The 25938-nt window shown below is 69.6% G+C and carries 24 protein-coding genes; 23 read left to right on the top strand and 1 reads right to left on the bottom strand.

Annotated features, from left to right (window positions below; translation table 11 throughout):
• The first annotated feature begins 293 nt into the window (after positions 1 to 293).
• The 15 genes from rpsD to nusB all read left to right on the top strand — a co-directional run bounded on the left by rpsD (position 294) and on the right by nusB (position 14717).
• Positions 294 to 908 (top strand): 30S ribosomal protein S4, encoded by a 615-nt coding sequence (gene rpsD, locus BLU79_RS29145; protein WP_030053239.1) that lies wholly within the window; start codon positions 294 to 296, stop codon positions 906 to 908.
• A gap of 213 nt (positions 909 to 1121) precedes the next feature.
• Positions 1122 to 1571, top strand: a complete 450-nt coding sequence (locus BLU79_RS29140; protein WP_093908913.1) for a DUF948 domain-containing protein — start codon at positions 1122 to 1124, stop codon at positions 1569 to 1571.
• A gap of 8 nt (positions 1572 to 1579) precedes the next feature.
• Positions 1580 to 1930, top strand: coding sequence for a hypothetical protein (locus BLU79_RS29135; protein ID WP_093908912.1), 351 nt, complete (start codon positions 1580 to 1582; stop codon positions 1928 to 1930).
• Positions 1930 to 4602 (top strand): alanine--tRNA ligase, encoded by a 2673-nt coding sequence (gene alaS / locus BLU79_RS29130; RefSeq protein WP_093908911.1) that lies wholly within the window; start codon positions 1930 to 1932, stop codon positions 4600 to 4602. The genes BLU79_RS29135 and alaS overlap by 1 nt, the downstream gene beginning before the upstream one ends.
• A 35-nt stretch (positions 4603 to 4637) precedes the next feature.
• Complete coding sequence (ruvX, locus tag BLU79_RS29125) at positions 4638 to 5102, top strand: Holliday junction resolvase RuvX (RefSeq protein ID WP_093909088.1); 465 nt, start codon at positions 4638 to 4640, stop codon at positions 5100 to 5102.
• A gap of 124 nt (positions 5103 to 5226) precedes the next feature.
• On the top strand, positions 5227 to 6948 hold the full coding sequence (gene mltG, locus BLU79_RS29120) for an endolytic transglycosylase MltG (RefSeq protein WP_093908910.1): 1722 nt from the start codon (positions 5227 to 5229) through the stop codon (positions 6946 to 6948).
• On the top strand, positions 6929 to 7768 hold the full coding sequence (locus tag BLU79_RS29115) for a shikimate dehydrogenase (RefSeq protein ID WP_093908909.1): 840 nt from the start codon (positions 6929 to 6931) through the stop codon (positions 7766 to 7768). Before mltG ends, BLU79_RS29115 begins: the two co-directional genes overlap by 20 nt.
• A gap of 51 nt (positions 7769 to 7819) precedes the next feature.
• Entirely contained in the window at positions 7820 to 8218 is a 399-nt protein-coding gene (locus BLU79_RS29110; RefSeq protein WP_093908908.1) for a hypothetical protein, read from the top strand.
• 184 nt (positions 8219 to 8402) lie between these two features.
• Positions 8403 to 9587, top strand: coding sequence for a chorismate synthase (aroC, locus tag BLU79_RS29105; RefSeq protein WP_093908907.1), 1185 nt, complete (start codon positions 8403 to 8405; stop codon positions 9585 to 9587).
• Positions 9584 to 10102: a shikimate kinase gene (locus BLU79_RS29100; protein WP_093908906.1), complete on the top strand. Its 519-nt coding sequence runs from the start codon at positions 9584 to 9586 to the stop codon at positions 10100 to 10102. The genes aroC and BLU79_RS29100 overlap by 4 nt, the downstream gene beginning before the upstream one ends.
• Complete coding sequence (gene aroB / locus BLU79_RS29095) at positions 10099 to 11190, top strand: 3-dehydroquinate synthase (RefSeq protein WP_093908905.1); 1092 nt, start codon at positions 10099 to 10101, stop codon at positions 11188 to 11190. Before BLU79_RS29100 ends, aroB begins: the two co-directional genes overlap by 4 nt.
• A 169-nt stretch (positions 11191 to 11359) precedes the next feature.
• On the top strand, positions 11360 to 12280 hold the full coding sequence (locus BLU79_RS29090; RefSeq protein WP_093909087.1) for a Pro-rich N-terminal domain-containing protein: 921 nt from the start codon (positions 11360 to 11362) through the stop codon (positions 12278 to 12280).
• Between the two features lie 275 nt (positions 12281 to 12555).
• Entirely contained in the window at positions 12556 to 13662 is a 1107-nt protein-coding gene (locus BLU79_RS29085) for an aminopeptidase P family protein (RefSeq protein ID WP_093908904.1), read from the top strand.
• 51 nt (positions 13663 to 13713) lie between these two features.
• Positions 13714 to 14280, top strand: a complete 567-nt coding sequence (efp, locus tag BLU79_RS29080; protein WP_030947394.1) for an elongation factor P — start codon at positions 13714 to 13716, stop codon at positions 14278 to 14280.
• 2 nt (positions 14281 to 14282) lie between these two features.
• Positions 14283 to 14717 carry a transcription antitermination factor NusB gene (gene nusB / locus BLU79_RS29075; protein ID WP_093908903.1) on the top strand — a complete coding sequence of 145 codons (435 nt, stop codon included), beginning with the start codon at positions 14283 to 14285 and terminating at the stop codon, positions 14715 to 14717.
• A 175-nt stretch (positions 14718 to 14892) separates the two neighbouring features.
• On the opposite strand, the gene bldD is transcribed toward nusB, so the two are convergent.
• Positions 14893 to 15396 (bottom strand): transcriptional regulator BldD, encoded by a 504-nt coding sequence (bldD, locus tag BLU79_RS29070; protein WP_019757325.1) that lies wholly within the window; start codon positions 15394 to 15396, stop codon positions 14893 to 14895.
• Between the two features lie 253 nt (positions 15397 to 15649).
• Here bldD and pyrR point away from each other — a divergent pair, with 253 nt between their 5' ends.
• The 8 genes from pyrR (at position 15650) to pyrF (ending at position 25650) form a co-directional block, all read left to right on the top strand.
• Entirely contained in the window at positions 15650 to 16222 is a 573-nt protein-coding gene (gene pyrR / locus BLU79_RS29065; RefSeq protein WP_093908902.1) for a bifunctional pyr operon transcriptional regulator/uracil phosphoribosyltransferase PyrR, read from the top strand.
• Between the two features lie 102 nt (positions 16223 to 16324).
• Positions 16325 to 17302, top strand: coding sequence for an aspartate carbamoyltransferase catalytic subunit (locus BLU79_RS29060; RefSeq protein WP_093908901.1), 978 nt, complete (start codon positions 16325 to 16327; stop codon positions 17300 to 17302).
• 5 nt (positions 17303 to 17307) lie between these two features.
• Positions 17308 to 18594, top strand: coding sequence for a dihydroorotase (locus BLU79_RS29055; protein WP_093908900.1), 1287 nt, complete (start codon positions 17308 to 17310; stop codon positions 18592 to 18594).
• The gene (locus tag BLU79_RS29050) at positions 18591 to 19178 is read left to right on the top strand and encodes a PH-like domain-containing protein (protein ID WP_093908899.1); all 588 of its coding nucleotides are present in this window, start codon (positions 18591 to 18593) and stop codon (positions 19176 to 19178) included. Before BLU79_RS29055 ends, BLU79_RS29050 begins: the two co-directional genes overlap by 4 nt.
• A complete protein-coding gene (gene carA, locus BLU79_RS29045; protein WP_093908898.1) occupies positions 19175 to 20317 on the top strand; it encodes a glutamine-hydrolyzing carbamoyl-phosphate synthase small subunit in 1143 nt (380 codons plus the stop codon). The genes BLU79_RS29050 and carA overlap by 4 nt, the downstream gene beginning before the upstream one ends.
• A complete protein-coding gene (carB, locus tag BLU79_RS29040) occupies positions 20310 to 23618 on the top strand; it encodes a carbamoyl-phosphate synthase large subunit (RefSeq protein WP_093908897.1) in 3309 nt (1102 codons plus the stop codon). Before carA ends, carB begins: the two co-directional genes overlap by 8 nt.
• A 74-nt stretch (positions 23619 to 23692) precedes the next feature.
• Positions 23693 to 24808 carry a quinone-dependent dihydroorotate dehydrogenase gene (locus BLU79_RS29035; RefSeq protein ID WP_093908896.1) on the top strand — a complete coding sequence of 372 codons (1116 nt, stop codon included), beginning with the start codon at positions 23693 to 23695 and terminating at the stop codon, positions 24806 to 24808.
• A complete protein-coding gene (gene pyrF / locus BLU79_RS29030) occupies positions 24805 to 25650 on the top strand; it encodes an orotidine-5'-phosphate decarboxylase (RefSeq protein WP_177001223.1) in 846 nt (281 codons plus the stop codon). Before BLU79_RS29035 ends, pyrF begins: the two co-directional genes overlap by 4 nt.
• Positions 25651 to 25938 lie beyond the last annotated feature (288 nt).

Raw genomic sequence — 25938 nt, 5'->3', positions numbered from 1 at the left:
AGAATCGCTCGCAGTGCTGAGTCCCGTGTCCGACTCCGGTCGGCGCCTCAGGCGGGACAACCAGCCGGATCTGTTGATCCAGGAGCGTCGCGCACCGTTGTAGGTGTCGCGGGCAGCCCACCACCACCCGGAGTTCCGGGACCGGTCGGTGGGCCGTTCGTGTGCTGCACGTATGTGCCCAGACCAGGGGAGCGGCTACCCGGCAAGTCCCTAGCGGACCTGACGGGATTCCCCGGCTGCGGATGCGACCTCCCGTAACCCCTGAGGCAGCCGAAAGAGGAAAAGGAAAAGAAGTGGCGAACCAGTCCCGCCCCAAGGTCAAGAAGTCGCGTGCCCTCGGCATCGCGCTGACCCCGAAGGCCGTCAAGTACTTCGAGGCCCGTCCCTACCCGCCGGGTGAGCACGGCCGTGGCCGCAAGCAGAACTCGGACTACAAGGTCCGTCTGCTGGAGAAGCAGCGTCTGCGTGCTCAGTACGACGTGTCCGAGCGTCAGCTCGTCCGCGCCTACGAGCGTGCCTCCAAGGTTCAGGGCAAGACCGGCGAGGCCCTGATCATCGAGCTCGAGCGTCGTCTCGACGCCCTGGTCCTGCGTTCGGGCATCGCCCGCACCATCTACCAGGCCCGTCAGATGGTCGTCCACGGCCACATCGAGGTCAACGGTGGCAAGGTCGACAAGCCGTCGTTCCGCGTCCGTCCCGACGACGTCGTGATGGTCCGTGAGCGCAGCCGCGAGAAGACCCTCTTCTCCATCGCCCGCGAGGGCGGCTTCGCCCCCGAGGGTGAGACCCCGCGCTACCTCCAGGTGAACCTCAAGGCCCTGGCGTTCCGCCTGGACCGTGAGCCGAACCGCAAGGAGATCCCGGTGATCTGCGACGAGCAGCTCGTCGTCGAGTACTACGCCCGTTGATCCTTCAGCGGCCGTAGGACTTCTGCGCCTGAGCCCGCCGTCTCCCCGCCTCCGGGTGGGGGAGCCGGCGGGCTTTCGCTTGCCCCGCGGCAACTCGGCCTCGCGCAGGCGCCGATCCGGTGCAGCGCGCCACCCCCGGCGCGATAGGCTCGGTGCACGACTTTTTCGATGTAGACCGATGTAGAGGCACGTTTCAGGGAGCGGGTGCACACAGTGTCCGGTGGAGAGGTTGCCGGGATCCTGGTGGCCGTCTTCTGGGCGATCCTGGTCTCCTTCCTCGCCGTCGCGCTGGCGAGGCTGGCCCAGACGCTCAAGGCGACCACCAAGCTCGTCGCGGATGTGACCGACCAGGCCGTCCCGCTCCTGGCAGAGGCCTCCACGGCGGTGCGCTCCGCGCAGACCCAGATCGACCGGGTCGACGCGATCGCCTCCGACGTCCAGGAGGTCACGTCGAACGCCTCCGCCCTGTCGACCACCGTCGCCTCCACCTTCGGCGGCCCCCTGGTCAAGGTCGCAGCCTTCGGCTACGGCGTGCGCCGGGCCCTCGGCGGCGGCCGCAAGGACGACGTGCCCGCCAAGGAGCCCCGGCGTACCGTGATCGTGGGCCGCACGGTCCCGGCCGCGCGACGGGACAAGCGAAACCTCCGCGGAAAGAGGGACTGAGACCCAGCATGTTCCGCCGTACGTTCTGGTTCACCACGGGCGTCGCCGCCGGTGTGTGGGCCACCACCAAGGTCAATCGGAAGCTGAAGCAGCTGACCCCCGAGAGCCTCGCCGCGACCGCGGCGAACAAGGCGATCGAGGCCGGTCACCGGCTCAAGGACCGCGCGGTGGACTTCGCGCTCGACGTCCGCGACAACATGGCCCAGCGGGAGGAGGAACTGGGCGACGCGCTCGGGCTCAACGCCCCCGTCGACCATGAACTCCCCGCACCCCGGCGGTTCGCCGCCATCGAGAACCGCAACAACCCGAAGTACGTCGACAGGACGACGTACTCGTACAACCGAAACGAGGACCACTGATGGAGTCGGCCGAGATTCGCCGCCGCTGGTTGAGCTTCTTCGAGGAGCGCGGGCACACCGTCGTCCCTTCGGCGTCGCTCATCGCGGACGACCCGACTCTGCTCCTCGTCCCGGCCGGCATGGTGCCCTTCAAGCCCTACTTCCTGGGTGAGGTCAAGCCGCCGTTCGACCGCGCCACCAGCGTGCAGAAGTGCGTGCGCACGCCGGACATCGAAGAGGTCGGCAAGACCACCCGGCACGGCACGTTCTTCCAGATGTGCGGCAACTTCTCCTTCGGCGACTACTTCAAGGAAGGCGCCATCAAGTACGCCTGGGAGCTGCTCACCAGCCCCCAGGACAAAGGTGGTTACGGCCTGGAGCCGGAGAAGCTCTGGATCACCGTCTACAAGGACGACGACGAGGCCGAGCGCATCTGGCACGAGGTCGTCGGTGTGCCGAAGGAGCGCATCCAGCGCCTCGGCATGAAGGACAACTACTGGTCCATGGGCGTCCCCGGCCCCTGCGGCCCCTGTTCCGAGATCAACTACGACCGCGGCCCCGAGTTCGGCGTCGAGGGCGGCCCCGCCGTCAACGACGAGCGGTACGTGGAGATCTGGAACCTCGTCTTCATGCAGTACGAGCGCGGCGCGGGCATCGGCAAGGACAACTTCGAGATCCTCGGCGAACTGCCCAGCAAGAACATCGACACGGGCCTGGGCCTGGAGCGACTCGCCATGATTCTGCAGGGCGTGCAGAACATGTACGAGATCGACACCTCCATGGCCGTCATCAAGAAGGCCACCGAGCTGACCGGTGTGGCCTACGGCGACGCCCACGCCTCGGACGTCTCCCTGCGCGTGGTCACCGACCACATGCGTACGTCCGTGATGCTCATCGGCGACGGTGTCACCCCCGGCAACGAGGGCCGCGGTTACGTCCTGCGCCGCATCATGCGCCGTGCCATCCGCAACATGCGTCTGCTCGGCGCGACCGGTCCGGTCGTCAAGGACCTGGTCGATGTCGTCATCGGCATGATGGGCCAGCAGTACCCCGAACTGGTCACCGACCGCGAGCGCATCGAGAAGGTCGCCCTCGCCGAGGAGAACGCCTTCCTCAAGACGCTGAAGGCCGGCACCAACATCCTCGACACGGCCGTCAGCGACACCAAGGCCGCCGGCTCCGCCGTCCTGCCCGGCGACAAGGCGTTCCTGCTCCACGACACCTGGGGCTTCCCGATCGACCTCACCCTGGAGATGGCCGCCGAGCAGGGCCTTTCCGTGGACGAGGACGGCTTCCGCCGCCTGATGAAGGAGCAGCGGGAGCGCGCCAAGGCCGACGCCCAGGCCAAGAAGACCGGCCACGCCGGCGCCGGTGCCTACCGTGAGATCGCCGACAAGGTCGGCGAGACCGACTTCATCGGCTACTCGGACACCGAGGGCGAGTCCACCATCGTCGGCATCCTCGTCGACGGCGCCTCCTCCCCGGCCGCCACCGAAGGCGACGAGGTCGAGATCGTCCTCGACCGCACCCCGTTCTACGCCGAGGGCGGCGGCCAGATCGGCGACACCGGCCGGATCAAGGCCGATTCCGGTGCCGTGATCGAGATCCGCGACTGTCAGAAGCCGGTCCCGGGTGTGTACGTCCACAAGGGCGTCGTCCAGGTCGGCGAGGTCACCGTCGGCTCCAAGGCCCACGCCTCGATCGACGACCGTCGCCGCAAGGCCATCGCCCGCGCCCACTCGGCCACCCACCTCACCCACCAGGCCCTGCGCGACGCCCTGGGTCCGACGGCCGCACAGGCCGGCTCCGAGAACCAGCCGGGCCGCTTCCGCTTCGACTTCGGTTCGCCGTCCGCCGTTCCCACGGCCGTGATGACCGACGTCGAGCAGAAGATCAACGAGGTGCTCTCCCGCGACCTCGACGTGCGCGCCGAGGTCATGGGCATCGACGAGGCCAAGAAGCAGGGCGCCATCGCCGAGTTCGGTGAGAAGTACGGCGACCGGGTGCGCGTCGTGACCATCGGCGACTTCTCCAAGGAGCTGTGCGGCGGCACGCATGTGCACAACACCGCCCAGCTCGGCCTGGTGAAGCTGCTCGGTGAGTCGTCGATCGGCTCGGGTGTCCGCCGTATCGAAGCCCTCGTCGGCGTCGACGCGTACAACTTCCTCGCCCGTGAGCACACGGTCGTCAACCAGCTGACCGAACTGCTCAAGGGCCGCTCGGAGGAACTGCCCGAGAAGGTCTCCGCCATGCTCGGCAAGTTGAAGGACGCCGAGAAGGAGATCGAGAAGTTCCGCGCCGAGAAGGTGCTGCAGGCCGCCGCCGGTCTCGCCGAGTCCGCCAAGGACGTGAACGGCATCGCCGTCGTCACCGGCCAGGTCCCGGACGGCACCACCGCCGACGACCTGCGCAAGCTGGTCCTCGACGTGCGTGGACGTATCCAGGGCGGACGCGCTGCCGTGGTCGCCCTGTTCACCGTCAACAACGGCAAGCCGCTCACGGTCATCGCCACCAACGAGGCCGCTCGCGAGCGTGGCCTCAAGGCCGGTGACCTGGTCCGTACGGCGGCCAAGACCCTCGGCGGCGGCGGTGGCGGCAAGCCGGACGTCGCCCAGGGCGGCGGCCAGAACCCGGCCGCCATCGGCGACGCGGTCGACGCCGTCGAGCGGCTCGTGGCGGAAACGGCCAAGTGAGCGACGACACACACGCGGGTGGTGACGGCCGGGGCATGCGCCGCGGCCGTCGCCTGGCGATCGACGTCGGGGACGCCCGTATCGGCGTCGCCTCGTGCGACCCCGACGGGATCCTCGCCACACCGGTGGAGACGGTCCCGGGCCGGGACATCCCGGCAGCTCACCGCCGTCTCAAGCAACTCGTCGAGGAATACGAGCCGATCGAGGTCGTCGTCGGCCTGCCCCGTTCCCTCAAGGGGGGCGAGGGTCCGGCCGCGGTCAAGGTCAGAGGGTTCACGCAGGAACTGGCCCGCATGATCGCGCCCGTTCCGGTCAGGCTCGTGGACGAGCGGATGACCACCGTGACGGCCAGTCAGGGACTGCGCGCCTCGGGCGTGAAGTCGAAGAAGGGCCGGTCGGTGATCGACCAGGCAGCGGCTGTGATCATCTTGCAGCAGGCGCTCGAATCCGAACGGGTGTCAGGTAAAGCTCCGGGCGAGAGCGTCGAAGTGGTTATCTGATCGCGATACGGTAACGTTCCGCGCGATGCGCCGGTTTTCGAACAGCCGACGCACAAAGAGAGGCGGGACGGAAGCCGGATCTTCAACAGCCGCGTGACCGCCGCCTCGCGGCTCTAGGGGATCGATGACTGAGTATGGCCGGGGCCCAGGCTCCGAACCGTGGCATCCCGAGGACCCGTTGTTCGGGGACGGCGGATGGGAAGGGCAGCAGGCCCAGCCGGGCCAGCAAGCTGCCTACGGCGGCCAGCCGCAGCACTATCCGGAGCAGCAGCAGCCGCAGCACTACGGCGACTGGGGCAACGGCCAGCAGGCCGCATACGGTCAGGCGCAGCAGCAGTACCAGCAGCAAGGTCACGGTCAGCAGTACCCGCAGCAGGGCCAGGCGCAGCAGTACCAGCAGCAGTACGACCAGCAGATGTACGCGGGTCAGGGGCAGCAGCCGTACGACAACAACGGCTGGGCGACCGGCACTCACCACCAGGCCCAGTACCCCGACCCGGCGGACCCCTACGGGCAGCAGGCCGGTGCGTACGGTGGTCAGCAGCCCGATTACTACGGGACCCCCGAGGCCTACCCGCCGCCGGAGCCGCCGAGTCGGCGGCAGGCCGAACCCGAGCCGCCCCAGACCGACTGGGATCCAGGCCCTGACCAGGGCGAACACGCATTCTTTGCCGGTGGCGGCGATGATGACGACGACTCCGACGACGAGTCGGGGGACGGCCGAGGGCGCGGCGACCGGCGGGGCCGGGGCGGGGGCAAGCCCAAGAAGCGGCGCAGCGGGTTCGCCTGTCTGGTGGTCGTGCTGATCTTCGGCGGAGGCGTGGCCGGAGTTGGATATTTCGGGCACAAGTTTTTCCAGGATCGTTTCGGCGATGCGCCGGACTTCGCGGGTGACGGCACGAGCGCCACGGTGTCCGTCGAGATCCCCAAGGGTGCCCCCGGCTCCGAGATCGGTCAGCGGCTGAAGGCGGCCGGTGTCGTGAAGAGCGTCGACGCGTTCGTCGCCGCCCAGGCGGACAATCCGGACGGGGACAAGATCCAGGCGGGTGCCTATCTGCTGAAGAAGCAGATGTCCGCCGCGAGTGCCGTCGAGATGATGCTCGACCCCAAGAGCCAGAACAACGTTCTGGTCAGGCCGGGCGACCGCAATGTGGCCGTCTACAAGGCGATCGACGAAAAGCTCGAATTGTCGGCCGGTACCACCGCGAAGGCCGCCGAGCAGAAATACAAGACCCTCGGACTTCCGAGCTGGGCGAACGACAACAGCGAGATCAAGGACCCGTTGGAGGGCTTCCTCTACCCGGGCACCTATCCCGCCGCGAAGGGCATGAAGCCCGAGGCGGTGCTGAAGGAGATGGTGACCCAGGCCGCGAACAAGTACGACGCGCTGGGTCTGGAGGCCAAGGCCAAGGCGCTCAAGCTGGACAACCCGCTGCAGGTCGTCACGGTCGCGAGCCTTGTCCAGGCCGAGGGCAAGACCACCGACGACTTCCGCAAGATGGCGGAAGTGGTCTACAACCGGCTCGACCTCGCGAATCCCGAGACCTATGGGGCCGTGCAGTTCGACTCGACTTACAACTATGTGAAGAAACAGAGCAACATCGACGTCACCGAGTCGGAAGTCAAGGGTAACTACGACCCGTACAACACGTACACACACAAGGGGCTGCCGCCCGGACCGATCGGAAACCCCGGGGACGACGCGATGAAGTCGACTCTGAATCCGACGGACGACGGCTGGTACTACTTCGTGGCGACCGACGGCGTGAGCAAGACCGAATTCGCCAAGACGCATGACGATTTCCTGAAGCTCAAGGACAAGTTCAATGACAGCAGGGGCGGCTGACCCCCGCCGGGCCGCCGTCCTCGGCAAGCCCATCGCGCATTCCCTCTCCCCGGTGCTGCACCGCGCCGCGTACGAGGAGCTGAAGCTCACGAGCTGGTCGTACGACCGGTTCGAGATCGACGAGACCGCTCTGCCCGGGTTCTTCGCCGAACTGGGGCCGGAGTGGGCCGGGTTGTCCCTGACCATGCCGCTCAAGCGGGCCGTCATCCCGCTGCTCGACGAGATCAGCGAGACGGCGGCCTCGGTCGAGGCGGTCAACACGGTCCTCTTCACCGAGGACGGCCGTCGCGTCGGCGACAACACCGACATCCCCGGCATGGTCGCGGCGCTGCGCGAGCGCGGCATCGAACAGGTCGACTCGGCGGCGATCCTCGGCGCCGGCGCCACCGCGTCCTCCGCGCTGGCCGCGCTCGCGCGGATCTGCACCGGTGAGGTCGTGGCCTACGTGCGCAGCGAGGCACGCGCCGCCGAGATGCGGCAGTGGGGCGAGCGACTCGACATCGAGGTACGGACGGCCGACTGGGCGGACGCGGACCGGGCGTTGCGCGCACCGCTGGTGATCGCGACCACGCCGGCCGGGACGACGGACGCCCTCGCCGCCGTGGTACCGGAGCGCGCCGCCACCCTGTTCGATGTGCTCTACGACCCCTGGCCGACCGCTCTCGCCGCGCGCTGGTCCATGTACGGCGGAGCCGTCGTCAGCGGGCTCGACCTGCTGGTGCACCAGGCGGTGCTGCAGGTGGAGCAGATGACCGGCCGTGTTCCGGCACCCCTGGACGCCATGCGAAAAGCGGGAGAGCGCGCTCTCGCGGCCCGCTAGGATCCGCTGAGTTCCGCAGGGGGCGGAGCGTATCGAGGGGGAGTACCAACCGTGTCCACTGGTGTGCCGCTGGCGTCCGGCAAGGGCGAAATATTCGAGATCGTCCTGCAGTTCATGCCGGACTGGGTGCAGATCCCTGTGCTCGTCCTGGTCGTGCTGCTCGTCGTCGGGTCGTGGGCCTTCACGCTGAAGCGCAAGATCGCCCAGCGGCGCGCGAGGCGCCAGGGGCAGGCCGTCCAGGTGGCCGCGCAGCACGGGCAGCGGCGGGGCGCCGACTACCTGGGCCCGTACGCTCCCCAGCAGCAGGCGCAGCAGCCGAGCGGCGCCGACTTTCTCGGCGCCTACGCCCCACAGCCGACGCAGGCCGCGCAGCCCGGCCCGCAGGGCAGCGGCGCCGACCACCTCGGTGCGTACGCCCCGCGACAGCCCCAGGGCAACAGCCCCGCATGATCCTCGTCGGCCTCCGGCGCCGTCCGTCTTCCGTCCGTCTGGTGGACCGGCGGCCGGGCACCGGCCTGGGACGTGGGAGGATCGGAGGTGGCGGGCCGGGGCCGCGCACCTGGTCGCGCCGTCGCCGTACGCGAGGACGCGCGTACGCAAGGCAGTACCAGGGCGCGAGCATCGAGGAGCACCGTTGAGCAGGTTGCGCTGGCTGACCGCGGGGGAGTCCCATGGCCCCGCACTCGTCGCGACGCTGGAGGGCCTTCCCGCCGGCGTGCCGATCACCACGCAGATGGTGGCGGACCACCTGGCCAGGCGGCGGCTCGGCTATGGCCGCGGTGCGCGCATGAAGTTCGAGCAGGACGAGGTCACCTTCATCGGCGGCGTCCGGCACGGACTCACCCTGGGCTCGCCGGTCGCGATCATGGTGGGCAACACCGAGTGGCCGAAGTGGGAGCAGGTCATGGCGGCCGACCCGGTGGACCCGGAGATCCTGGCCGGGCTCGCCCGCAACGCCCCGCTGACCCGCCCGCGCCCCGGCCACGCCGACCTCGCCGGCATGCAGAAGTACGGCTTCGACGAGGCACGGCCGATCCTGGAGCGCGCCTCCGCCCGTGAGACGGCGGCCCGTGTGGCGCTGGGTGCGGTGGCCCGGTCGTACATCAAGGAGACGGCCGGCATCGAGATCGTCAGCCACGTCGTGGAGCTGTGCTCCGTGAAGGCCCCGCAGGGCGTGTACCCCACGCCCGCCGATGTGGAGAAGCTGGACGCTGACCCGCTGCGTTGCCTGGACGCGGACGCGTCGAAGGCGATGGTGGCCGAGGTCGACCAGGCCCACAAGGACGGCGACACCCTCGGTGGCGTGGTCGAGATCCTGGCGTACGGCGTGCCGGTGGGCCTGGGCTCGCACGTGCACTGGGACCGCAAGCTGGACGCCCGCCTCGCGGGTGCGCTCATGGGCATCCAGGCGATCAAGGGCGTCGAGCTCGGGGACGGCTTCGAGCTGGCGCGGGTGCCCGGCTCCAAGGCGCACGACGAGATCGTGAAGACCGACGAGGGCATCCGCCGTGTCTCCGGCCGCTCCGGCGGCACCGAGGGCGGCCTGACCACCGGTGAGCTGCTGCGGGTCCGCGCCGCGATGAAGCCGATCGCGACCGTGCCGCGCGCCCTGCAGACGGTGGACGTGACGACGGGTGAGGCGACGCAGGCCCACCACCAGCGCTCCGACGTCTCCGCGGTCCCGGCGGCCGGCATCGTCGCCGAAGCCATGGTGGCGCTCGTCCTCGCGGACGCGGTGGCGGAGAAGTTCGGTGGCGACAGCGTGGCCGAGACGCGCCGGAACGTGACCTCGTACCTCGACAACCTGGCCATCCGATGAGCGCAGCGCCTGTGGTTGTGCTGGTCGGGCCGATGGGCGTGGGCAAGTCCACCGTCGGGCAGTTGCTGGCCGAGCGGCTCGGTGTCGGATACCGGGACACCGACGACGACATCGTCGCCGAGCAGGGCCGCACCATCGCGGAGATCTTCGTCGACGAGGGCGAGCCCGTGTTCAGGGCGATCGAGAAGCAGGCCGTTCACCGGGCGCTCGCCACGTACGACGGTGTCCTCGCGCTGGGCGGCGGTTCGATCCTGGACGCCGACACGCGCGCGCTGCTCGCCGGACAGCGGGTCCTCTATCTCTCGATGGACGTCGAGGAGGCCGTCAAGCGCACCGGACTGAACGCCGCCCGCCCGCTGCTCGCGGTCAACCCGCGCAAGCAGTGGCGCGAGCTGATGGAGGCCCGCCGGCATCTGTACGAGGAGGTCGCCACGGCGGTTGTGGCCACCGATGGCCGTACTCCCGAAGAAGTGACTCAAGCCGCCCTGGACGCACTGGAGTTGAAGGACGCATGACTGAGGCAGTGACGCGGATCCAGGTCGGCGGCACCGCGGGGAACGACCCGTACGAGGTCCTGGTGGGCCGTCAGCTCCTGGGCGAGCTGGGCGGGTTGATCGGCGGCCGGGTCAAGCGGGTCGCCGTCATCCACCCCGAGGCGCTGGCCGAGACCGGCGAGGCGCTCTGTGCCGATCTGGCCGAGCAGGGCTACGAGGCGGTCGCCATCCAGGTGCCGAACGCCGAGGAGGCCAAGACCGCCGAGGTGGCCGCCTACTGCTGGAAGGCGCTCGGCCAGTCCGGCTTCACCCGCTCCGACGTCATCGTCGGCGTCGGCGGCGGCGCGACCACCGACCTGGCCGGGTTCGTGGCGGCGACCTGGCTGCGCGGGGTGCGCTGGATCGCGATCCCGACCACCGTGCTCGCCATGGTGGACGCGGCGGTGGGCGGCAAGACCGGCATCAACACCGCCGAGGGCAAGAACCTCGTCGGCGCCTTCCACCCGCCGGCCGGAGTGCTGTGCGACCTGGCCGCGCTGGAATCCCTGCCGGTCAACGACTACGTGTCCGGTCTCGCGGAGATCATCAAGGCCGGCTTCATCGCCGACCCGGCGATCCTGGAGCTGATCGAGGCCGACCCGCAGGCCGCGCGCACCCCGGCGGGCCCGCACACCGCCGAGCTGATCGAGCGGTCGATCCGGGTCAAGGCCGAGGTCGTCTCGTCGGACCTGAAGGAGTCGGGGCTGCGGGAGATCCTCAACTACGGCCACACCCTCGGCCACGCCATCGAGAAGAACGAGCGCTACAAGTGGCGGCACGGCGCGGCGGTTTCCGTCGGCATGCACTTCGCCGCCGAACTCGGGCGTCTCGCCGGGCGGTTGGACGACGCGACGGCCGACCGCCACCGCACCGTCCTCGAATCGGTCGGCCTGCCCCTCCACTACCGCTACGACCAGTGGCCCAAGCTGCTGGAGACCATGAAGGTGGACAAGAAGTCGCGCGGCGATCTGCTGCGCTTCATCGTCCTGGACGGCCTGGCCAAGCCCACCGTCCTGGAGGGCCCGGACCCGGCCGTCCTCCTCGCCGCGTACGGCGAAGTCGGCCAGTAAGTCCGGCCTACCACCCTTCCGTCCGATTCACCTGTGGCGATGGGCACTTCAGACCGCCTCCGGCCGTTCACCAATCGACGGCCGGGGGCGGTACCGTTCGGTAGCAGGCGGGGTCCGTGCCCTGCTGCCAGCGCCCATGGCCATGGAAGACGAGATGGAGTGGCACCGGATGCAGCATGCAGTGGGTTCTCCGCTGCCGCCGCCCCACCAGTCGGGGGACGGCTGGTCGCCGGCCGCACAACACCCCGGCCCGCACCACCCGGGCGCGCACCAAGGACCGGCACCGCATCAGGGACCCACACCGCATCCGGGACCTGCCCCGCACCTGGGACCCGCCCCCGTACCCCCGCCACCCCAGGCACCGGGCTTCACGCCCCCCGGCCCGGTCCCGCCCGCGCCACACCACGCCCCGGTTCCGCCGGCCCCGCCCGCTCTGCCGACCCCCGAGACCACCGGCCATGTACAGCTGCCGCCGGGCGGCCCCGTCGCCATGCCGAGCACCCCGCCCGCCATGGCGTCCCCCGACCCGACGACCACGACCCTCGCGGTGCTGCTCATCGGGCCCGCGGGGGCCGGTAAGACGAGCGTCGCCAAGTACTGGGCGGACCACCGCCGGGTCCCCACGGCCCACATCAGCCTCGACGACGTACGCGAATGGGTCCGCTCAGGCTTCGCCGACCCCCAGTCCGGGTGGAACGACAACTCCGAGGCCCAGTACCGCCTCGCCCGCCGCACCTGCGGCTTCGCCGCGCGCAACTTCCTGGCCAACGGCATCTCGTGCATCCTCGACGACGCGGTCTTCCCCGACCGCCCCGTGGTCGGCCTCGGCGGCTGGAAGCGTCACGTGGGCCCCGGCCTCCTCCCGGTCGTCCTGCTCCCGGGCCTGGAGATAGTCCTGGAGCGCAACGCCGAACGCACGGGCAACCGCCGCCTCACCGACGAGGAGGTCGCCCGCATCCACGGCCGCATGGCCGGCTGGTACGGCTCCGGCCTCCCGATCATCGACAACTCCCAGCTGGACGTCCCACAGACAGCCCAGGTCCTGAACGACGTACTGACAAGATCAATAGCAAGCCCCCCGAACTGGTAAGGGACGAGGGCTGGACCCCCTGAAGGGGCGCGGGTCTGTATCGACACGCAGCTCCGCCGCGTGGTCGCGACCCCAGCTGGTAGCCAAGGTGAGTGGACGCGCCTAAGGGGCGAGGGGAACTGCGCGACAAGCCCCCACGCACCCGCAGACGGCACACACCCCAAAGCCGCACCCCCGTTCCCCGAACGGCACCACCCCGACCCGCACAATCCAGGCACCGCCCACTCAGACGCCCTCAACCAGCGCCAACCCGGCGAAGCTCTTACGCTCGGGTCATGTCAGAGGTGTACGCCACCCGCCGATCCCGGCTGAGGGACCGCTGCCAAGCCAGCGGCAGCGCCACCGCGCTGATCTCCCGCCCCGCCAACGTCCGCTACCTCGCGGGCGCCGCCCCCCAGGGCTCCGCGCTGCTCCTCGGCAAGACCGAAGACCTGCTCGTATGCGTCGGCCCGCCCGACGACCGCTCCGCCCAGGGCCGCCCCGACGAGGCACTGCGCATCCACTCCCTCCCCGGCGCCGAGGGCGACCCCGCCGTCGCCGCGGCCGACCTCGCGGCAGCGCAGGGCGGGGAGACCCTGGCCGTCGAGGAACACCACCTCACGGTGGCCCGCCACCGAGCCATCCGCTCGGTTGTCCCGCGGCTGCGTCTCGGCGACCTCGGCGGAGCCGTGGAGCAGCTCAGGGTGGTCAAGGACGAGGAGGAGATCTCCTGCCTCAGAATCGGGGCCGAGATCGCCGACCAGGCGCTCGGGGAGCTCCTCGAATCCATCCTCGTCGGCCGCACCGAACGCCACCTCGCCCTGGAACTCGAACGACGCCTGGTCGATCACGGCGCCGACGGCCCGGCCTTCCGCACCTCCGTCGCCACCGGCCCGAACGCCGGCCGACGCGGCCACCGGCCCACCGATCGCCGCGTCGAGGAGGGCGACTTCCTCTCGGTCTGCCTGGGGGCCACGTACCGCGGCTACCGGTGCGAGATCGGCCGCACCTTCGTCATCGGTACGTCCCCCGCCGACTGGCAGATCGAGTTGTACGACGTCGTCTTCGCCGCTCAGCGCGCCGGACGGGAGTCCCTGGCACCCGGTGCGGCCTACCGTGACGTGGACCGCGCCGCACGTCAGGTGCTGGATTCCGCGGGGTACCACGAGGGCCTGCCGACCCTCACCGGCCATGGCGTAGGGCTCGAAATCGACGAGGACCCGCAGCTGGCTCCCGCGGCCATGGGTAAACTGGACGCTTGCGTGCCGGTCACCGTCGAACCGGGGGTCCACCTCCCGGGCCGGGGCGGCGTCCGGATCGATGACACGCTCGTCGTCCGCCCCGAGGCGGACGGCGGACCCGAGCTACTCACCATCACGACCAAGGAGCTGCTCGCCCTCTAGAAAGTGGCGTGCGCCGGGGTCGTCCACCGCAGTCCAGGAGATTCCGCAACCGTGGCTTCCACGAACGACCTCAAGAACGGCATGGTGCTCAAGCTCGATGGCGGCCAGCTGTGGTCCGTCGTCGAGTTCCAGCACGTCAAGCCCGGCAAGGGCCCGGCCTTCGTGCGCACCAAGCTCAAGAACGTGCTCTCCGGGAAGGTCGTCGACAAGACCTTCAACGCCGGCGTGAAGGTCGAGACGGCCACCGTCGACAAGCGGGACATGCAGTTCTCCTACATGGACGGCGAGTACTTCGTCTTCATGGACATGGAGACCTACGACCAGCTCATGGTCGACCGCAAGGCCGTCGGTGACGCCGCCAACTTCCTCATCGAGGGCTTCATGGCCACCGTCGCCCAGCACGAGGGCGAGGTGCTCTTCGTCGAGCTGCCGGCCGCCGTCGAACTCGTCATCCAGGAGACCGAGCCGGGCGTCCAGGGCGACCGCTCCACCGGCGGCACCAAGCCCGCCACCCTGGAGACCGGTCACCAGATCCAGGTCCCGCTCTTCATCACCACCGGTGAGAAGATCAAGGTCGACACCCGCACCAGCGACTACCTCGGCCGGGTGAACAGCTAACCGTGGCTGCTCGCAACACGGCCCGCAAGCGCGCCTTCCAGATCCTCTTCGAGGGCGACCAGCGCGGCGCCGACGTCCTGACGGTCCTCGCGGACTGGATCCGGCTCTCCCGGGCCGACACCCGGCAGCCGCCGGTCAGCGAGTACACGATGCAGCTGGTCGAGGGCTACGCGGGGCACGCGAAGCGGATCGACGAGCTGATCGCTCAGTACTCCGTCGGCTGGACGCTCGACCGGATGCCGGTCGTGGACCGCAACATCCTGCGCCTCGGTGCGTACGAACTGATCTGGGTCGACGAGACCCCGGACGCGGTCGTGCTCGACGAGATGGTGCAGCTGGCGAAGGAGTTCTCCACGGACGAGTCGCCCTCGTTCGTCAACGGCCTCCTCGGTCGGCTCAAGGACCTGAAGTCCTCGCTGCGCCGAGAGGAAGCGTAAGAGACTTCGAAAGACGCCGGAGGGCCCGCAGCATCGCCGCTACGGGCCCTCCGGCGTCCTGTACCACGGGGGACCCATCAGGCCCGCAGAACGCCGCCGGGGTGGCCGGAACCGCAAAGTTCCGGCCACCCCCGGCGGCACGTTTCTGCTGACTGGGTCGAACCCGGTGGAGCGCTCAGCTCTCCTCGGCGTGAGTGACCGCGCGGCGCGCGTCCGCGTCCAGCACACCCCAGCTGATCAGCTGCTCGGTCAGGACCGAGGGCGACTGGTCATAGATGACGGCGAGTGTGCGCAGGTCGTCCTGGCGGATCGAGAGCACCTTGCCGTTGTAGTCACCGCGCTGCGACTGGATCGTCGCGGCGTACCGCTGCAGCGGACCCGCCTTCTCGGCCGGCACGTGGGCCAGCCGCTCCAGGTCCAGGACCAGCTTCGGCGGCGGCTCGGCGGCCCCGCCCGGCGTGGTGCCAGGCAGCAGCTCCTGCACCGGGACGCCGTAGAAATCCGCCAACTCGGCGAGGCGCTGCACGGTCACGGCGCGGTCGCCGCGCTCGTACGAACCGACCACAACGGCCTTCCAGCGTCCCTGGGACTTCTCCTCGACACCGTGAAGGGAAAGGCCCTGCTGGGTGCGGATGGCCCGGAGCTTGGCCCCGAGCTGTTTGGCGTATTCGCTGGACATATAGCTCCCCGGCACTGGGTCGACGCGACTGGCTTGGGTTCCATGCCGCGCGGTTGGTAACTCACTGTGAGGTTACGCAGCGTTACTCTGGCGCGTCAAGCCGAATGGTCCACACCGACTCTTCCGTGCTATCGGTGGCCGATTAGGCCAAGGGGGTGAACGAGGTCGCGCCACCGGCCTGCTACCGTGGATGGCGCAAACCAGACGTCCTTTAAGGTCCGTCCCGTGAGGCGGAGAAGGAGGTCCCTTTCGTATGGACAGGCACCAGGACACGCAAGCGTCCGACGCCAGGCCCGTGCTCGAAGGCCCTGACATCGCGCGGGTGTTGACCCGCATCGCCCACGAGATCGTCGAACGCGCCAAGGGCGCGGACGACGTGGTGCTCCTCGGCATTCCCACCCGAGGCGTCTTCCTCGCCCAGCGGCTCGCCGCCAAGCTCGAGGAGATCACCGACCGCAAGATCCCGGTCGGTTCGCTCGACATCACCATGTACCGCGACGACCTGCGCATGCACCCTCCGCGTGCGTTGGCCCGCACCGAGATCCCCGGTGACGGCATCGACGGACGCCTCGTCGTCCTCGTCGACGACGTGCTCTTCTCCGGCCGCACCATCCGCGCCGCCCTCGACGCCCTGAACGACATCGGTCGTCCGCGCGCGGTCCAGCTCGCGGTCCTCGTCGACCGCGGCCACCGCGAACTGCCCATCCGCGCCGACTACGTCGGCAAGAACATCCCCACGTCGCTGCGGGAGACGGTCAAGGTCCAGCTCGCCGAGGAGGACGGTCGCGACACCGTGCTGCTCGGCGCCAAGCAGACCTCCCAGTAGCGCCCACGGCGTACGGCGGCTGCCGTGCGCCCGCTCAGCGCGCCCTCGCGCGCACCCGTCTGCCCCATTCGTCCGAATGAACTGCCTTACGGAGCCTGACAGATGCAGCGTCATCTCATCTCGGCCGCCGACCTCACCCGCGACGACGCCGTCCTGATCCTCGACACCGCCGAGGAGATGGCCCGGGTCGCCGACCGGCCGATCAAGAAACTGCCGACCCTGCGTGGCCGCACCGTCGTGAACCTCTTCTTCGAGGACTCCACGCGCACGCGTATCTCCTTCGAGGCTGCCGAGAAGCGGCTGTCGGCGGACGTCATCAACTTCTCCGCCAAGGGGTCGAGCGTGTCCAAGGGCGAGTCCCTGAAGGACACCGCCCAGACCCTGGAGGCCATGGGCGTCGACGCCGTCGTCATCCGGCACGGCGCCTCCGGAGCCCCGTACCGCCTCGCCAACTCCGGCTGGATCGACGCGGCCGTCATCAATGCCGGTGACGGCACCCACCAGCACCCCACGCAGGCGCTGTTGGACGCCTTCACGATGCGCCGCCGGCTCGTCGGTCGGGACGCCGGGATAGGGCAGGACCTCGCCGGCAAGCGCATCACGATCGTCGGCGACATCCTGCACGGCCGGGTCGCGCGCTCCAACGTGGACCTGCTGCACACCCTCGGCGCCGAGGTCACCCTCGTCGCGCCGCCCACCCTGGTGCCGGTCGGCGTCGAGACCTGGCCCTGCGAGGTGTCGTACGACCTCGACTCGACGCTGCCCAAGTCCGATGCGGTGATGATGCTGCGCGTGCAGCGCGAGCGGATGAACGCCGCGTTCTTCCCGACCGAGCGCGAGTACTCGCGGCGCTACGGCCTCGACGGCGACCGCATGGCCAAGATGCCCGAGCACGCCATCGTGATGCACCCCGGTCCGATGGTCCGCGGCATGGAGATCACCGCCGAGGTCGCCGACTCCGAGCGCTGCACCGCCATCGAGCAGGTCGCAAACGGAGTGTCCATCCGGATGGCCGTTCTGTACCTGCTGCTCGGGGGCAATGAGCCCGCCGTCACCCAGACCCGTACCGAGGAGAAGTAAGACAGATGAGCAAGATCCTGATCCGTGGTGCGAAGGTGCTCGGCGGCGAGCCGCAGGACGTGTTGATCGACGGCGGGACCATCGCCGAGGTGGGTACCGGTCTGAGCGCCGAGGGTGTCCAGGTCGTCGAGGCGGCGGGCAAGGTGCTGCTGCCGGGCCTGGTCGACCTGCACACGCACCTGCGTGAGCCCGGCCGCGAGGACTCCGAGACCGTGCTGACCGGCACGCGCGCGGCGGCCTCCGGAGGCTTCACGGCCGTGTTCGCCATGGCCAACACGTTCCCGGTCGCCGACACCGCCGGTGTCGTCGAGCAGGTCTACCGGCTTGGCCAGGAGCACGGCTACTGCGATGTGCAGCCCATCGGCGCCGTCACCGTCGGCCTGGAGGGCAAGAAGCTCGCCGAGCTGGGGGCCATGCACGAGTCGGCGGCCGGTGTCACCGTGTTCTCGGACGACGGCAAGTGCGTCGACGACGCCGTGATCATGCGGCGGGCGCTGGAGTACGTGAAGGCCTTCGGCGGTGTCGTCGCCCAGCACGCGCAGGAGCCGCGGCTGACCGAGGGCGCCCAGATGAACGAGGGCGTCGTCTCCGCCGAGCTGGGGCTCGGGGGCTGGCCCGCGGTGGCCGAAGAATCGATCATCGCCCGGGATGTCCTGCTCGCCGAGCACGTCGGCTCCCGCGTCCACATCTGCCACCTGTCGACCGCGGGCTCCGTCGAGATCGTGCGCTGGGCCAAGTCCCGCGGCATCGACGTCACCGCCGAGGTCACCCCGCACCACCTCCTCCTCACCGACGAGCTGGTCCGCAGCTACAACCCGGTCTACAAGGTGAACCCGCCGCTGCGCACCGAGCGTGATGTGTTCGCCCTGCGCGAGGCGCTCGCCGACGGCACGATCGACATCGTCGCCACCGACCACGCCCCGCACCCGCACGAGGACAAGGACTGCGAGTGGGCCGCGGCCGCCATGGGCATGGTCGGCCTGGAGACCGCGCTGTCAGTGGTGCAGGAGACCATGGTGGACACCGGGCTCCTCACCTGGGCCGGGGTCGCCGAGCGCATGTCCTTCAAGCCCGCCGAGATCGGGCAGGCGAAGGGGCACGGCCGTCCCGTCTCGGCTGGTGAGCCCGCCAACCTCACGCTCGTCGACACGGAATACCGTGGGTCCGTGGACCCCGCGGGCTTCGCCTCGCGCAGCCGCAACACCCCGTACGAGGGGCGTGAGCTGCCGGGCCGTGTGACGCACACGTGGCTCCGGGGCAAGGCCACGCTCGTCGACGGGAAGCTCACGTGACACCTGCAACACTGCTCGCAGCCGGCACCGGACTCGCGGCCGAACAGAAGTCGGCCGAAGTGACCGACTGGGCCGCCCGCGTCGGCTGGGTCGTCGGACTCGTCCTCTTCATCGCGCTCGTCTACTGGCTGATGCGCGAGGGCTGGAAGTGGCGCGGCACGCTCCAGGGCGACCTGCCCGAGCTGCCCAGCGCGCCGGACGACCCCGGCCCGGCGAGACTGAGCATGAGCGGCCGCTACCACGGCTCGACCACCGCCGGTCAGTGGCTGGACCGCATCGTGGCGCACGGCCTCGGCACCCGCAGCCGGGTCGAGCTCACCCTGACGGACGCGGGACTGGACGTCGTACGCCCCGGCGCGACCGACTTCTTCGTCCCGGCCGACCGGCTGCGCGAGGCCCGGCTCGACAAGGGCATCGCCGGCAAGGTCCTGACCGAGGGCGGACTGCTCGTGGTGACCTGGGCGCACGGCGAGCGGCTGATCGACTCAGGGTTCCGCTCGGACCACGCGGCGGAGCACAACGAGTGGGTCGACGTCATTAACTCCATGATCAACACCAACAGCACGGAAGGCGCCGAACGATGACGACCTCCACAAGGGGAGCCGCCAAGGTTCCCGCAGTACTCGTCCTGGAGGACGGCCGGATCTTCCGCGGCCGTGCCTACGGGGCCGTGGGGGTGACCTTCGGCGAGGCCGTGTTCTCCACCGGCATGACCGGCTACCAGGAGACTCTCACCGACCCGTCGTACCACCGCCAGGTCGTCGTGATGACCGCCCCGCACGTCGGCAACACCGGCGTCAACGACGAGGACCCGGAGAGCAAGCAGATCTGGGTCGCCGGCTACGTCGTGCGCGACCCCGCGCGCGTGCCGTCCAACTGGCGTGCCAAGCGGTCGCTGGACGAGGAACTGCGCCACCAGGGCGTCGTCGGGATCTCCGGCATCGACACGCGCGCGTTGACGCGTCATCTGCGTGAGCGCGGCGCCATGCGCGTCGGCATCTTCTCCGGCAACGCGCTGCCCGACGAGGGCGTCATGCTCGCCGAGGTGCGCCAGGCCCCCGAGATGAAGGGCGCCGACCTCTCCGCCGAGGTCGCCACCAAGGAGGCGTACGTCGTCCCGGCGATCGGTGAGAAGAAGTTCACCGTCGCCGCCGTCGACCTCGGCATCAAGGGCATGACCCCGCACCGCATGGCCGAGCGCGGCATCGAGGTGCACGTGCTCCCGGCCACGTCCACCGCCGAGGACGTGTACGCCGTCCAGCCCGACGGCGTGTTCTTCTCCAACGGCCCCGGCGACCCGGCCACCGCCGACCACCCGGTCTCCGTCATGCAGGCGGTCCTGGAGCGCGGCACCCCGCTCTTCGGCATCTGCTTCGGCAACCAGATCCTGGGCCGCGCCCTCGGCTTCGGCACCTACAAGCTGAAGTACGGCCACCGCGGCATCAACCAGCCGGTGCAGGACCGTACGACCGGCAAGGTCGAGGTCACCGCGCACAACCACGGCTTCGCCGTCGACGCCCCGACGGACAAGGTCTCCGAGACCCCCTACGGCCGCGCCGAGGTCTCCCACGTCTGCCTGAACGACAACGTGGTGGAGGGCCTCCAGCTCCTCGACAAGCCGGCCTTCAGCGTCCAGTACCACCCCGAAGCGGCAGCGGGCCCGCACGACGCCGCCTACCTGTTCGACCGCTTCGTATCCCTGATGGAGGGCCAGCGTGCCTAAGCGCACCGATATCCAGTCCGTCCTGGTCATCGGCTCCGGCCCGATCGTCATCGGCCAGGCCGCCGAGTTCGACTACTCCGGCACCCAGGCGTGCCGCATCCTGCGCGCGGAGGGCCTCAGGGTCATCCTCGTGAACTCCAACCCGGCGACGATCATGACCGACCCGGAGATCGCCGACGCCACCTACGTCGAGCCGATCACCCCGGAGTTCGTCGAGAAGATCATCGCCAAGGAGCGGCCGGACGCCCTGCTGCCCACCCTGGGCGGCCAGACGGCCCTCAACACGGCGATCTCGCTGAGCGAGGCCGGCACCCTCGAGAAGTACGGCGTCGAGCTGATCGGCGCCAACGTCGAGGCCATCAACAAGGGCGAGGACCGCGACCTCTTCAAGGAGGTCGTCGAGGCCGTCCGCGCCAAGATCGGGCACGGCGAGTCCGCCCGCTCGGTCATCTGCCACTCCATGGAGGACGTTCTCGCGGGTGTCGAGACGCTCGGCGGCTACCCGGTCGTCGTCCGCCCGTCCTTCACCATGGGCGGCGCCGGCTCCGGCTTCGCGCACGACGAGGAGGAGCTGCGCCGCATCGCCGGCCAGGGCCTGACCCTGTCTCCCACCACCGAGGTGCTCCTGGAGGAGTCCATCCTCGGCTGGAAGGAGTACGAGCTGGAGCTGATGCGCGACAAGCACGACAACGTCGTGGTCGTCTGCTCCATCGAGAACTTCGACCCCATGGGCGTGCACACCGGCGACTCGATCACGGTCGCGCCCGCCATGACGCTGACCGACCGCGAGTACCAGATCCTGCGGGACATCGGCATCGCCGTCATTCGCGAGGTCGGCGTCGACACCGGTGGCTGCAACATCCAGTTCGCGGTGAACCCCGAAGACGGCCGGGTCATCGTCATCGAGATGAACCCGCGCGTGTCGCGCTCCTCGGCCCTCGCCTCCAAGGCGACCGGCTTCCCGATCGCGAAGATCGCTGCCAAGCTCGCCGTCGGCTACACCCTCGACGAGATCCCCAACGACATCACGCAGGAGACCCCGGCCTCCTTCGAGCCGACGCTCGACTACGTGGTCGTGAAGGCGCCGCGCTTCGCTTTCGAGAAGTTCCCGCAGGCCGACTCCACGCTGACCACGACCATGAAGTCGGTCGGCGAGGCCATGGCCATCGGCCGCAACTTCACCGAGGCCTTCCAGAAGGCACTGCGCTCGCTGGAGAAGAAGGGCAGCCAGTTCACCTTCGTCGGCGAGCCCGGCGACAAGGACGAGCTGCTGCGCGAGGCCGTACGGCCCACCGACGGCCGTATCAACGCCGTCATGCAGGCCATCCGCGCGGGCGCCACGCAGGAAGAGGTCTTCGAGTACACGAAGATCGACCCCTGGTTCGTCGACCAGCTCTTCCTCATCAAGGAGATCGCCGACGAACTCGCCGAGGCGCCGGAGCTGACGAAGGACCTGATCGCCGAGGCCAAGCGGCACGGCTTCTCCGACCAGCAGATCGGCGAGATCCGCGGCCTGCGCGAGGACGTCGTCCGCGAGGTCCGGCACGCGCTCGGTATCCGCCCGGTCTACAAGACGGTCGACACCTGCGCCGCCGAGTTCGCGGCCAGGACGCCGTACTTCTACTCCTCCTACGACGAGGAGACGGAGGTCGCTCCGCGCGAGAAGCCGGCCGTCATCATCCTCGGCTCCGGCCCCAACCGCATCGGCCAGGGCATCGAGTTCGACTACTCCTGCGTCCACGCCTCCTTCGCGCTGAGCGACGCCGGGTACGAGACCGTGATGGTCAACTGCAACCCGGAGACCGTCTCCACGGACTACGACACCTCCGACCGCCTGTACTTCGAGCCGCTGACGCTGGAAGACGTGCTGGAGATCGTCCACGCGGAGTCGCTGGCCGGTCCGATCGCGGGCGTCGTGGTGCAGTTGGGCGGACAGACCCCGCTGGGTCTGTCGCAGGCGCTCAAGGACAACGGCGTGCCGATCGTGGGCACTTCTCCGGAGGCGATCCACGCGGCCGAGGACCGCGGCGCGTTCGGCCGCGTCCTCGCGGAGGCCGGCCTCCCGGCTCCCAAGCACGGCACCGCCACCACCTTCGAAGAGGCCAAGGCCATCGCCGACGAGATCGGCTACCCGGTCCTGGTGCGGCCGTCGTACGTCCTCGGCGGGCGCGGCATGGAGATCGTCTACGACGAGACGCGGCTGTCGTCCTACATCGCCGAGTCGACCGAGATCAGCCCCTCCCGGCCGGTGCTGGTCGACCGCTTCCTCGACGACGCGATCGAGATCGACGTCGACGCGCTCTACGACGGCCAGGAGCTCTACCTCGGCGGCGTCATGGAGCACATCGAGGAGGCCGGCATCCACTCCGGCGACTCGGCGTGCGCGCTGCCGCCGATCACGCTGGGCGGCTTCGACATCAAGCGGCTGCGCGCCTCGACCGAGGCCATCGCCAAGGGCGTCGGAGTGCGCGGCCTGATCAACATCCAGTTCGCGATGGCCGGCGACATCCTGTACGTCCTGGAGGCCAACCCGCGCGCGTCCCGTACGGTCCCCTTCACCTCGAAGGCGACCGCGGTGCCGCTGGCCAAGGCCGCCGCCCGGATCTCGCTCGGCGCCACCATCGCCGAACTGCGGGTCGAAGGGCTGCTCCCGGCGACCGGCGACAGCGGTGAGCTGCCGCTCGACGCGCCGATCTCCGTCAAGGAGGCCGTGATGCCGTGGTCGCGCTTCCGTGACATCCAGGGCCGCGGCGTCGACACCGTCCTCGGCCCGGAGATGCGCTCCACCGGCGAGGTCATGGGCATCGACTCCGTCTTCGGCACGGCGTACGCCAAGTCGCAGGCGGGCGCCTACGGGCCGCTGCCGACCAAGGGCCGCGCCTTCATCTCGGTCGCCAACCGCGACAAGCGCTCGATGATCTTCCCGGCGCGTGAACTGGTCGCCCACGGCTTCGAGTTGCTCGCCACGTCCGGCACCGCCGAGGTGCTCAAGCGCAACGGCATCAACGCCACCGTCGTGCGCAAGCAGTCCGAGGGCACCGGCCCGAACGGCGAGCGCACCATCGTCCAGCTCATCCACGACGGCGAGGTCGACCTCATCGTCAACACGCCGTACGGCACCGGAGGCCGCCTCGACGGCTACGACATCCGTACGGCGGCCGTGGCGCGGTCGGTCCCGTGCCTGACGACGGTCCAGGCGCTCGCCGCCGCCGTCCAGGGCATCGACGCCCTCAACCACGGTGATGTGGGCGTCCGTTCGCTCCAGGAACACGCGGAACACCTGATCGCGGCCCGCGACTAGCAGCCCTGAGGGGGACACCGGAAACGGTGTCCCCCTCTTCGTGAGGTCACCTGAGACTTCAAGAGGACAGAGTGATGTACAAGCTTTTCTTCCGTCTGGTCTTCACACGGATGGATCCCGAGCAGGCCCACTACCTGGCGTTCCGGTGGATCCGACTCGCCGCCAGGATCCCGGTGCTGCGCACCTTCGTCGCGGCCGCACTCGCGCCCCGCTACGAGGAACTGCGCACCGAGGCCTTCGGTCTGCGTATGCACGGCCCCTTCGGGCTCGCCGCGGGCTTCGACAAGAACGCGGTCGCGATCGACGGGATGTCGATGCTCGGCTTCGACCACGTCGAGATCGGCACGGTCACGGGGGAGGCGCAGCCGGGCAACCCCAAGAAGCGGCTGTTCCGGCTCGTGAAGGACCGTGCGCTGATCAACCGCATGGGCTTCAACAACGAGGGCTCGCTGGTCGTGGCGGCCCGCCTGGCGTCCCGTGAGCCGGTCTTCCGGACCGTCGTGGGCGTCAACATCGGCAAGACCAAGGTCGTCCCGGAGGAGGAAGCCGCCGGCGACTACGTGAAGTCGACCGAGCGGCTCGCGCCGTACGCCGACTACCTGGTCGTGAACGTCTCCTCGCCCAACACGCCCGGCCTGCGCAACCTTCAGGCCACCGAGGCGCTGCGCCCCCTCCTGAGCGCCGTCCGCGAGGCCGCCGACCGCACGGTGACCAGCCGTCGCGTCCCACTCCTCGTGAAGATCGCGCCCGACCTCGCCGACGAGGACGTGGACGCGGTCGCCGACCTGGCCGTGGAACTGGGCCTGGACGGGATCATCGCCACGAACACCACCATCGCGCGCGAGGGGCTCGGTTTGAAATCCGAACCCTCCCTGGTCAAGGAGGCCGGCGGGCTCTCCGGCGCCCCCCTGAAGGCGCGCTCCCTGGAGGTGCTGCGGCGCCTGTACGCGCGCGTGGGCGACCGGATCACCCTCGTGGGCGTCGGCGGCGTCGAGAACGCCGAGGACGCCTGGCAGCGGATCCTGGCGGGCGCCACGCTGGTCCAGGGGTACAGCGCCTTCATCTACGAGGGTCCCTTCTGGGGCCGCGCCATCCACAAGGGCCTCGCCGCCCGCCTCCGCACCAGCCCGTACGCCACCCTCGCCGACGCGGTCGGCGCCGACGTCAGGAAGGCAAGGAAGACCGCATGAATGCTCTGGAACCCTTTGGCGCGCGTCTCCGCAGGGCCATGGACGAGCGCGGCCCGCTGTGCGTAGGTATCGACCCGCACGCGTCCCTGCTCGCCGAGTGGGGCCTGAACGACGACGTGACCGGCCTGGAGCGGTTCAGCCGCACGGTCGTCGAGGCGATGGCCGACCGGATCGCCGTGCTCAAGCCGCAGAGCGCGTTCTTCGAGCGCTTCGGGTCGCGCGGTGTCGCGGTCCTGGAGAGGTCGGTCTCGGAGGCGCGGGCGGCCGGGGCGCTGGTGGTGATGGACGCCAAGCGCGGCGACATCGGCTCGACCATGGCCGCGTACGCCGAGTCCTTCCTCCACAAGGACTCCCCACTCTTCTCGGACGCGTTGACCGTCTCGCCGTATCTCGGCTACGGCTCGCTGTCCCCGGCCGTCGCCCTGGCCCGGGAGAGCGGCACCGGCCTGTTCGTGCTCGCACTGACGTCGAACCCGGAGGGCGGCGAGGTCCAGCACGCGGTCCGCGCGGACGGCCGCAACGTCGGCGCGACGATGCTGGCGCACCTGGCCGCCGAGAACACGGGGGAGGAGCCCATGGGTTCCTTCGGGGCGGTCGTCGGCGCCACGCTCGGCGATCTGTCGACGTACGACCTCGACATCAACGGTCCCCTCCTCGCGCCCGGCATCGGCGCGCAGGGTGCCACCCCGTCCGATCTTCCCCGGGTCTTCGGGGCGGCGGCGCGCAATGTCGTGCCGAATGTCAGCCGGGGTGTTCTACGTCACGGTCCCGACGTCGTCGCTCTGCGTGAGGCCGCGTCACGCTTCGCCGAGGAGATCCGGGCGGCTGTGGCGGTCGACTGACCGTCGTCAGGGACTTTCGAGCTCCGCGGGAGACCTCCGATGAGTGGCTCGGAGCCGACTTGAGTCTGAATACATCCTCAAATCCGGGGCGTTATGTCCTAAATGTCCGGCCTGGCGGAGGCTGACCAGGACTTTTCCGCTGTTCTCGCTGACTCTGGCGGACTTGCCCGCTAGTCTCCGACGAGTGGGGGCACCTCCCACACCCATTAGGTAGTGGGGGAGAACGGGCAAGCGTGTTGCTCGTGGCTCCCCAGGTGTGGGGCGACTAGGTTCCTCACCGGTCCGTAT

Origin of the sequence: Streptomyces sp. cf386, from assembly GCF_900103585.1 — a bacterium.
Taxonomy (GTDB): domain Bacteria; phylum Actinomycetota; class Actinomycetes; order Streptomycetales; family Streptomycetaceae; genus Streptomyces.
This window is presented reverse-complemented; position numbering and strand designations above follow the sequence as displayed.

What these genes read in the sequence shown, in the direction of transcription:
- BLU79_RS29135 (WP_093908912.1), top strand. Translation starts at nt 1,580, where the DNA reads ATGTTCCGCCGTACGTTCTGGTTCACCACGGGCGTCGCCGCCGGTGTG.
- alaS (WP_093908911.1), top strand. Translation starts at nt 1,930, where the DNA reads ATGGAGTCGGCCGAGATTCGCCGCCGCTGGTTGAGCTTCTTCGAGGAG.
- ruvX (WP_093909088.1), top strand. Translation starts at nt 4,638, where the DNA reads ATGCGCCGCGGCCGTCGCCTGGCGATCGACGTCGGGGACGCCCGTATC.
- mltG (WP_093908910.1), top strand. Translation starts at nt 5,227, where the DNA reads ATGACTGAGTATGGCCGGGGCCCAGGCTCCGAACCGTGGCATCCCGAG.
- BLU79_RS29115 (WP_093908909.1), top strand. Translation starts at nt 6,929, where the DNA reads ATGACAGCAGGGGCGGCTGACCCCCGCCGGGCCGCCGTCCTCGGCAAG.
- BLU79_RS29100 (WP_093908906.1), top strand. Translation starts at nt 9,584, where the DNA reads ATGAGCGCAGCGCCTGTGGTTGTGCTGGTCGGGCCGATGGGCGTGGGC.
- aroB (WP_093908905.1), top strand. Translation starts at nt 10,099, where the DNA reads ATGACTGAGGCAGTGACGCGGATCCAGGTCGGCGGCACCGCGGGGAAC.
- BLU79_RS29090 (WP_093909087.1), top strand. Translation starts at nt 11,360, where the DNA reads ATGCAGCATGCAGTGGGTTCTCCGCTGCCGCCGCCCCACCAGTCGGGG.
- BLU79_RS29085 (WP_093908904.1), top strand. Translation starts at nt 12,556, where the DNA reads ATGTCAGAGGTGTACGCCACCCGCCGATCCCGGCTGAGGGACCGCTGC.
- bldD (WP_019757325.1), bottom strand. Translation starts at nt 15,396, where the DNA reads ATGTCCAGCGAATACGCCAAACAGCTCGGGGCCAAGCTCCGGGCCATC.
- pyrR (WP_093908902.1), top strand. Translation starts at nt 15,650, where the DNA reads ATGGACAGGCACCAGGACACGCAAGCGTCCGACGCCAGGCCCGTGCTC.
- BLU79_RS29060 (WP_093908901.1), top strand. Translation starts at nt 16,325, where the DNA reads ATGCAGCGTCATCTCATCTCGGCCGCCGACCTCACCCGCGACGACGCC.
- BLU79_RS29055 (WP_093908900.1), top strand. Translation starts at nt 17,308, where the DNA reads ATGAGCAAGATCCTGATCCGTGGTGCGAAGGTGCTCGGCGGCGAGCCG.
- carA (WP_093908898.1), top strand. Translation starts at nt 19,175, where the DNA reads ATGACGACCTCCACAAGGGGAGCCGCCAAGGTTCCCGCAGTACTCGTC.
- BLU79_RS29035 (WP_093908896.1), top strand. Translation starts at nt 23,693, where the DNA reads ATGTACAAGCTTTTCTTCCGTCTGGTCTTCACACGGATGGATCCCGAG.
- pyrF (WP_177001223.1), top strand. Translation starts at nt 24,805, where the DNA reads ATGAATGCTCTGGAACCCTTTGGCGCGCGTCTCCGCAGGGCCATGGAC.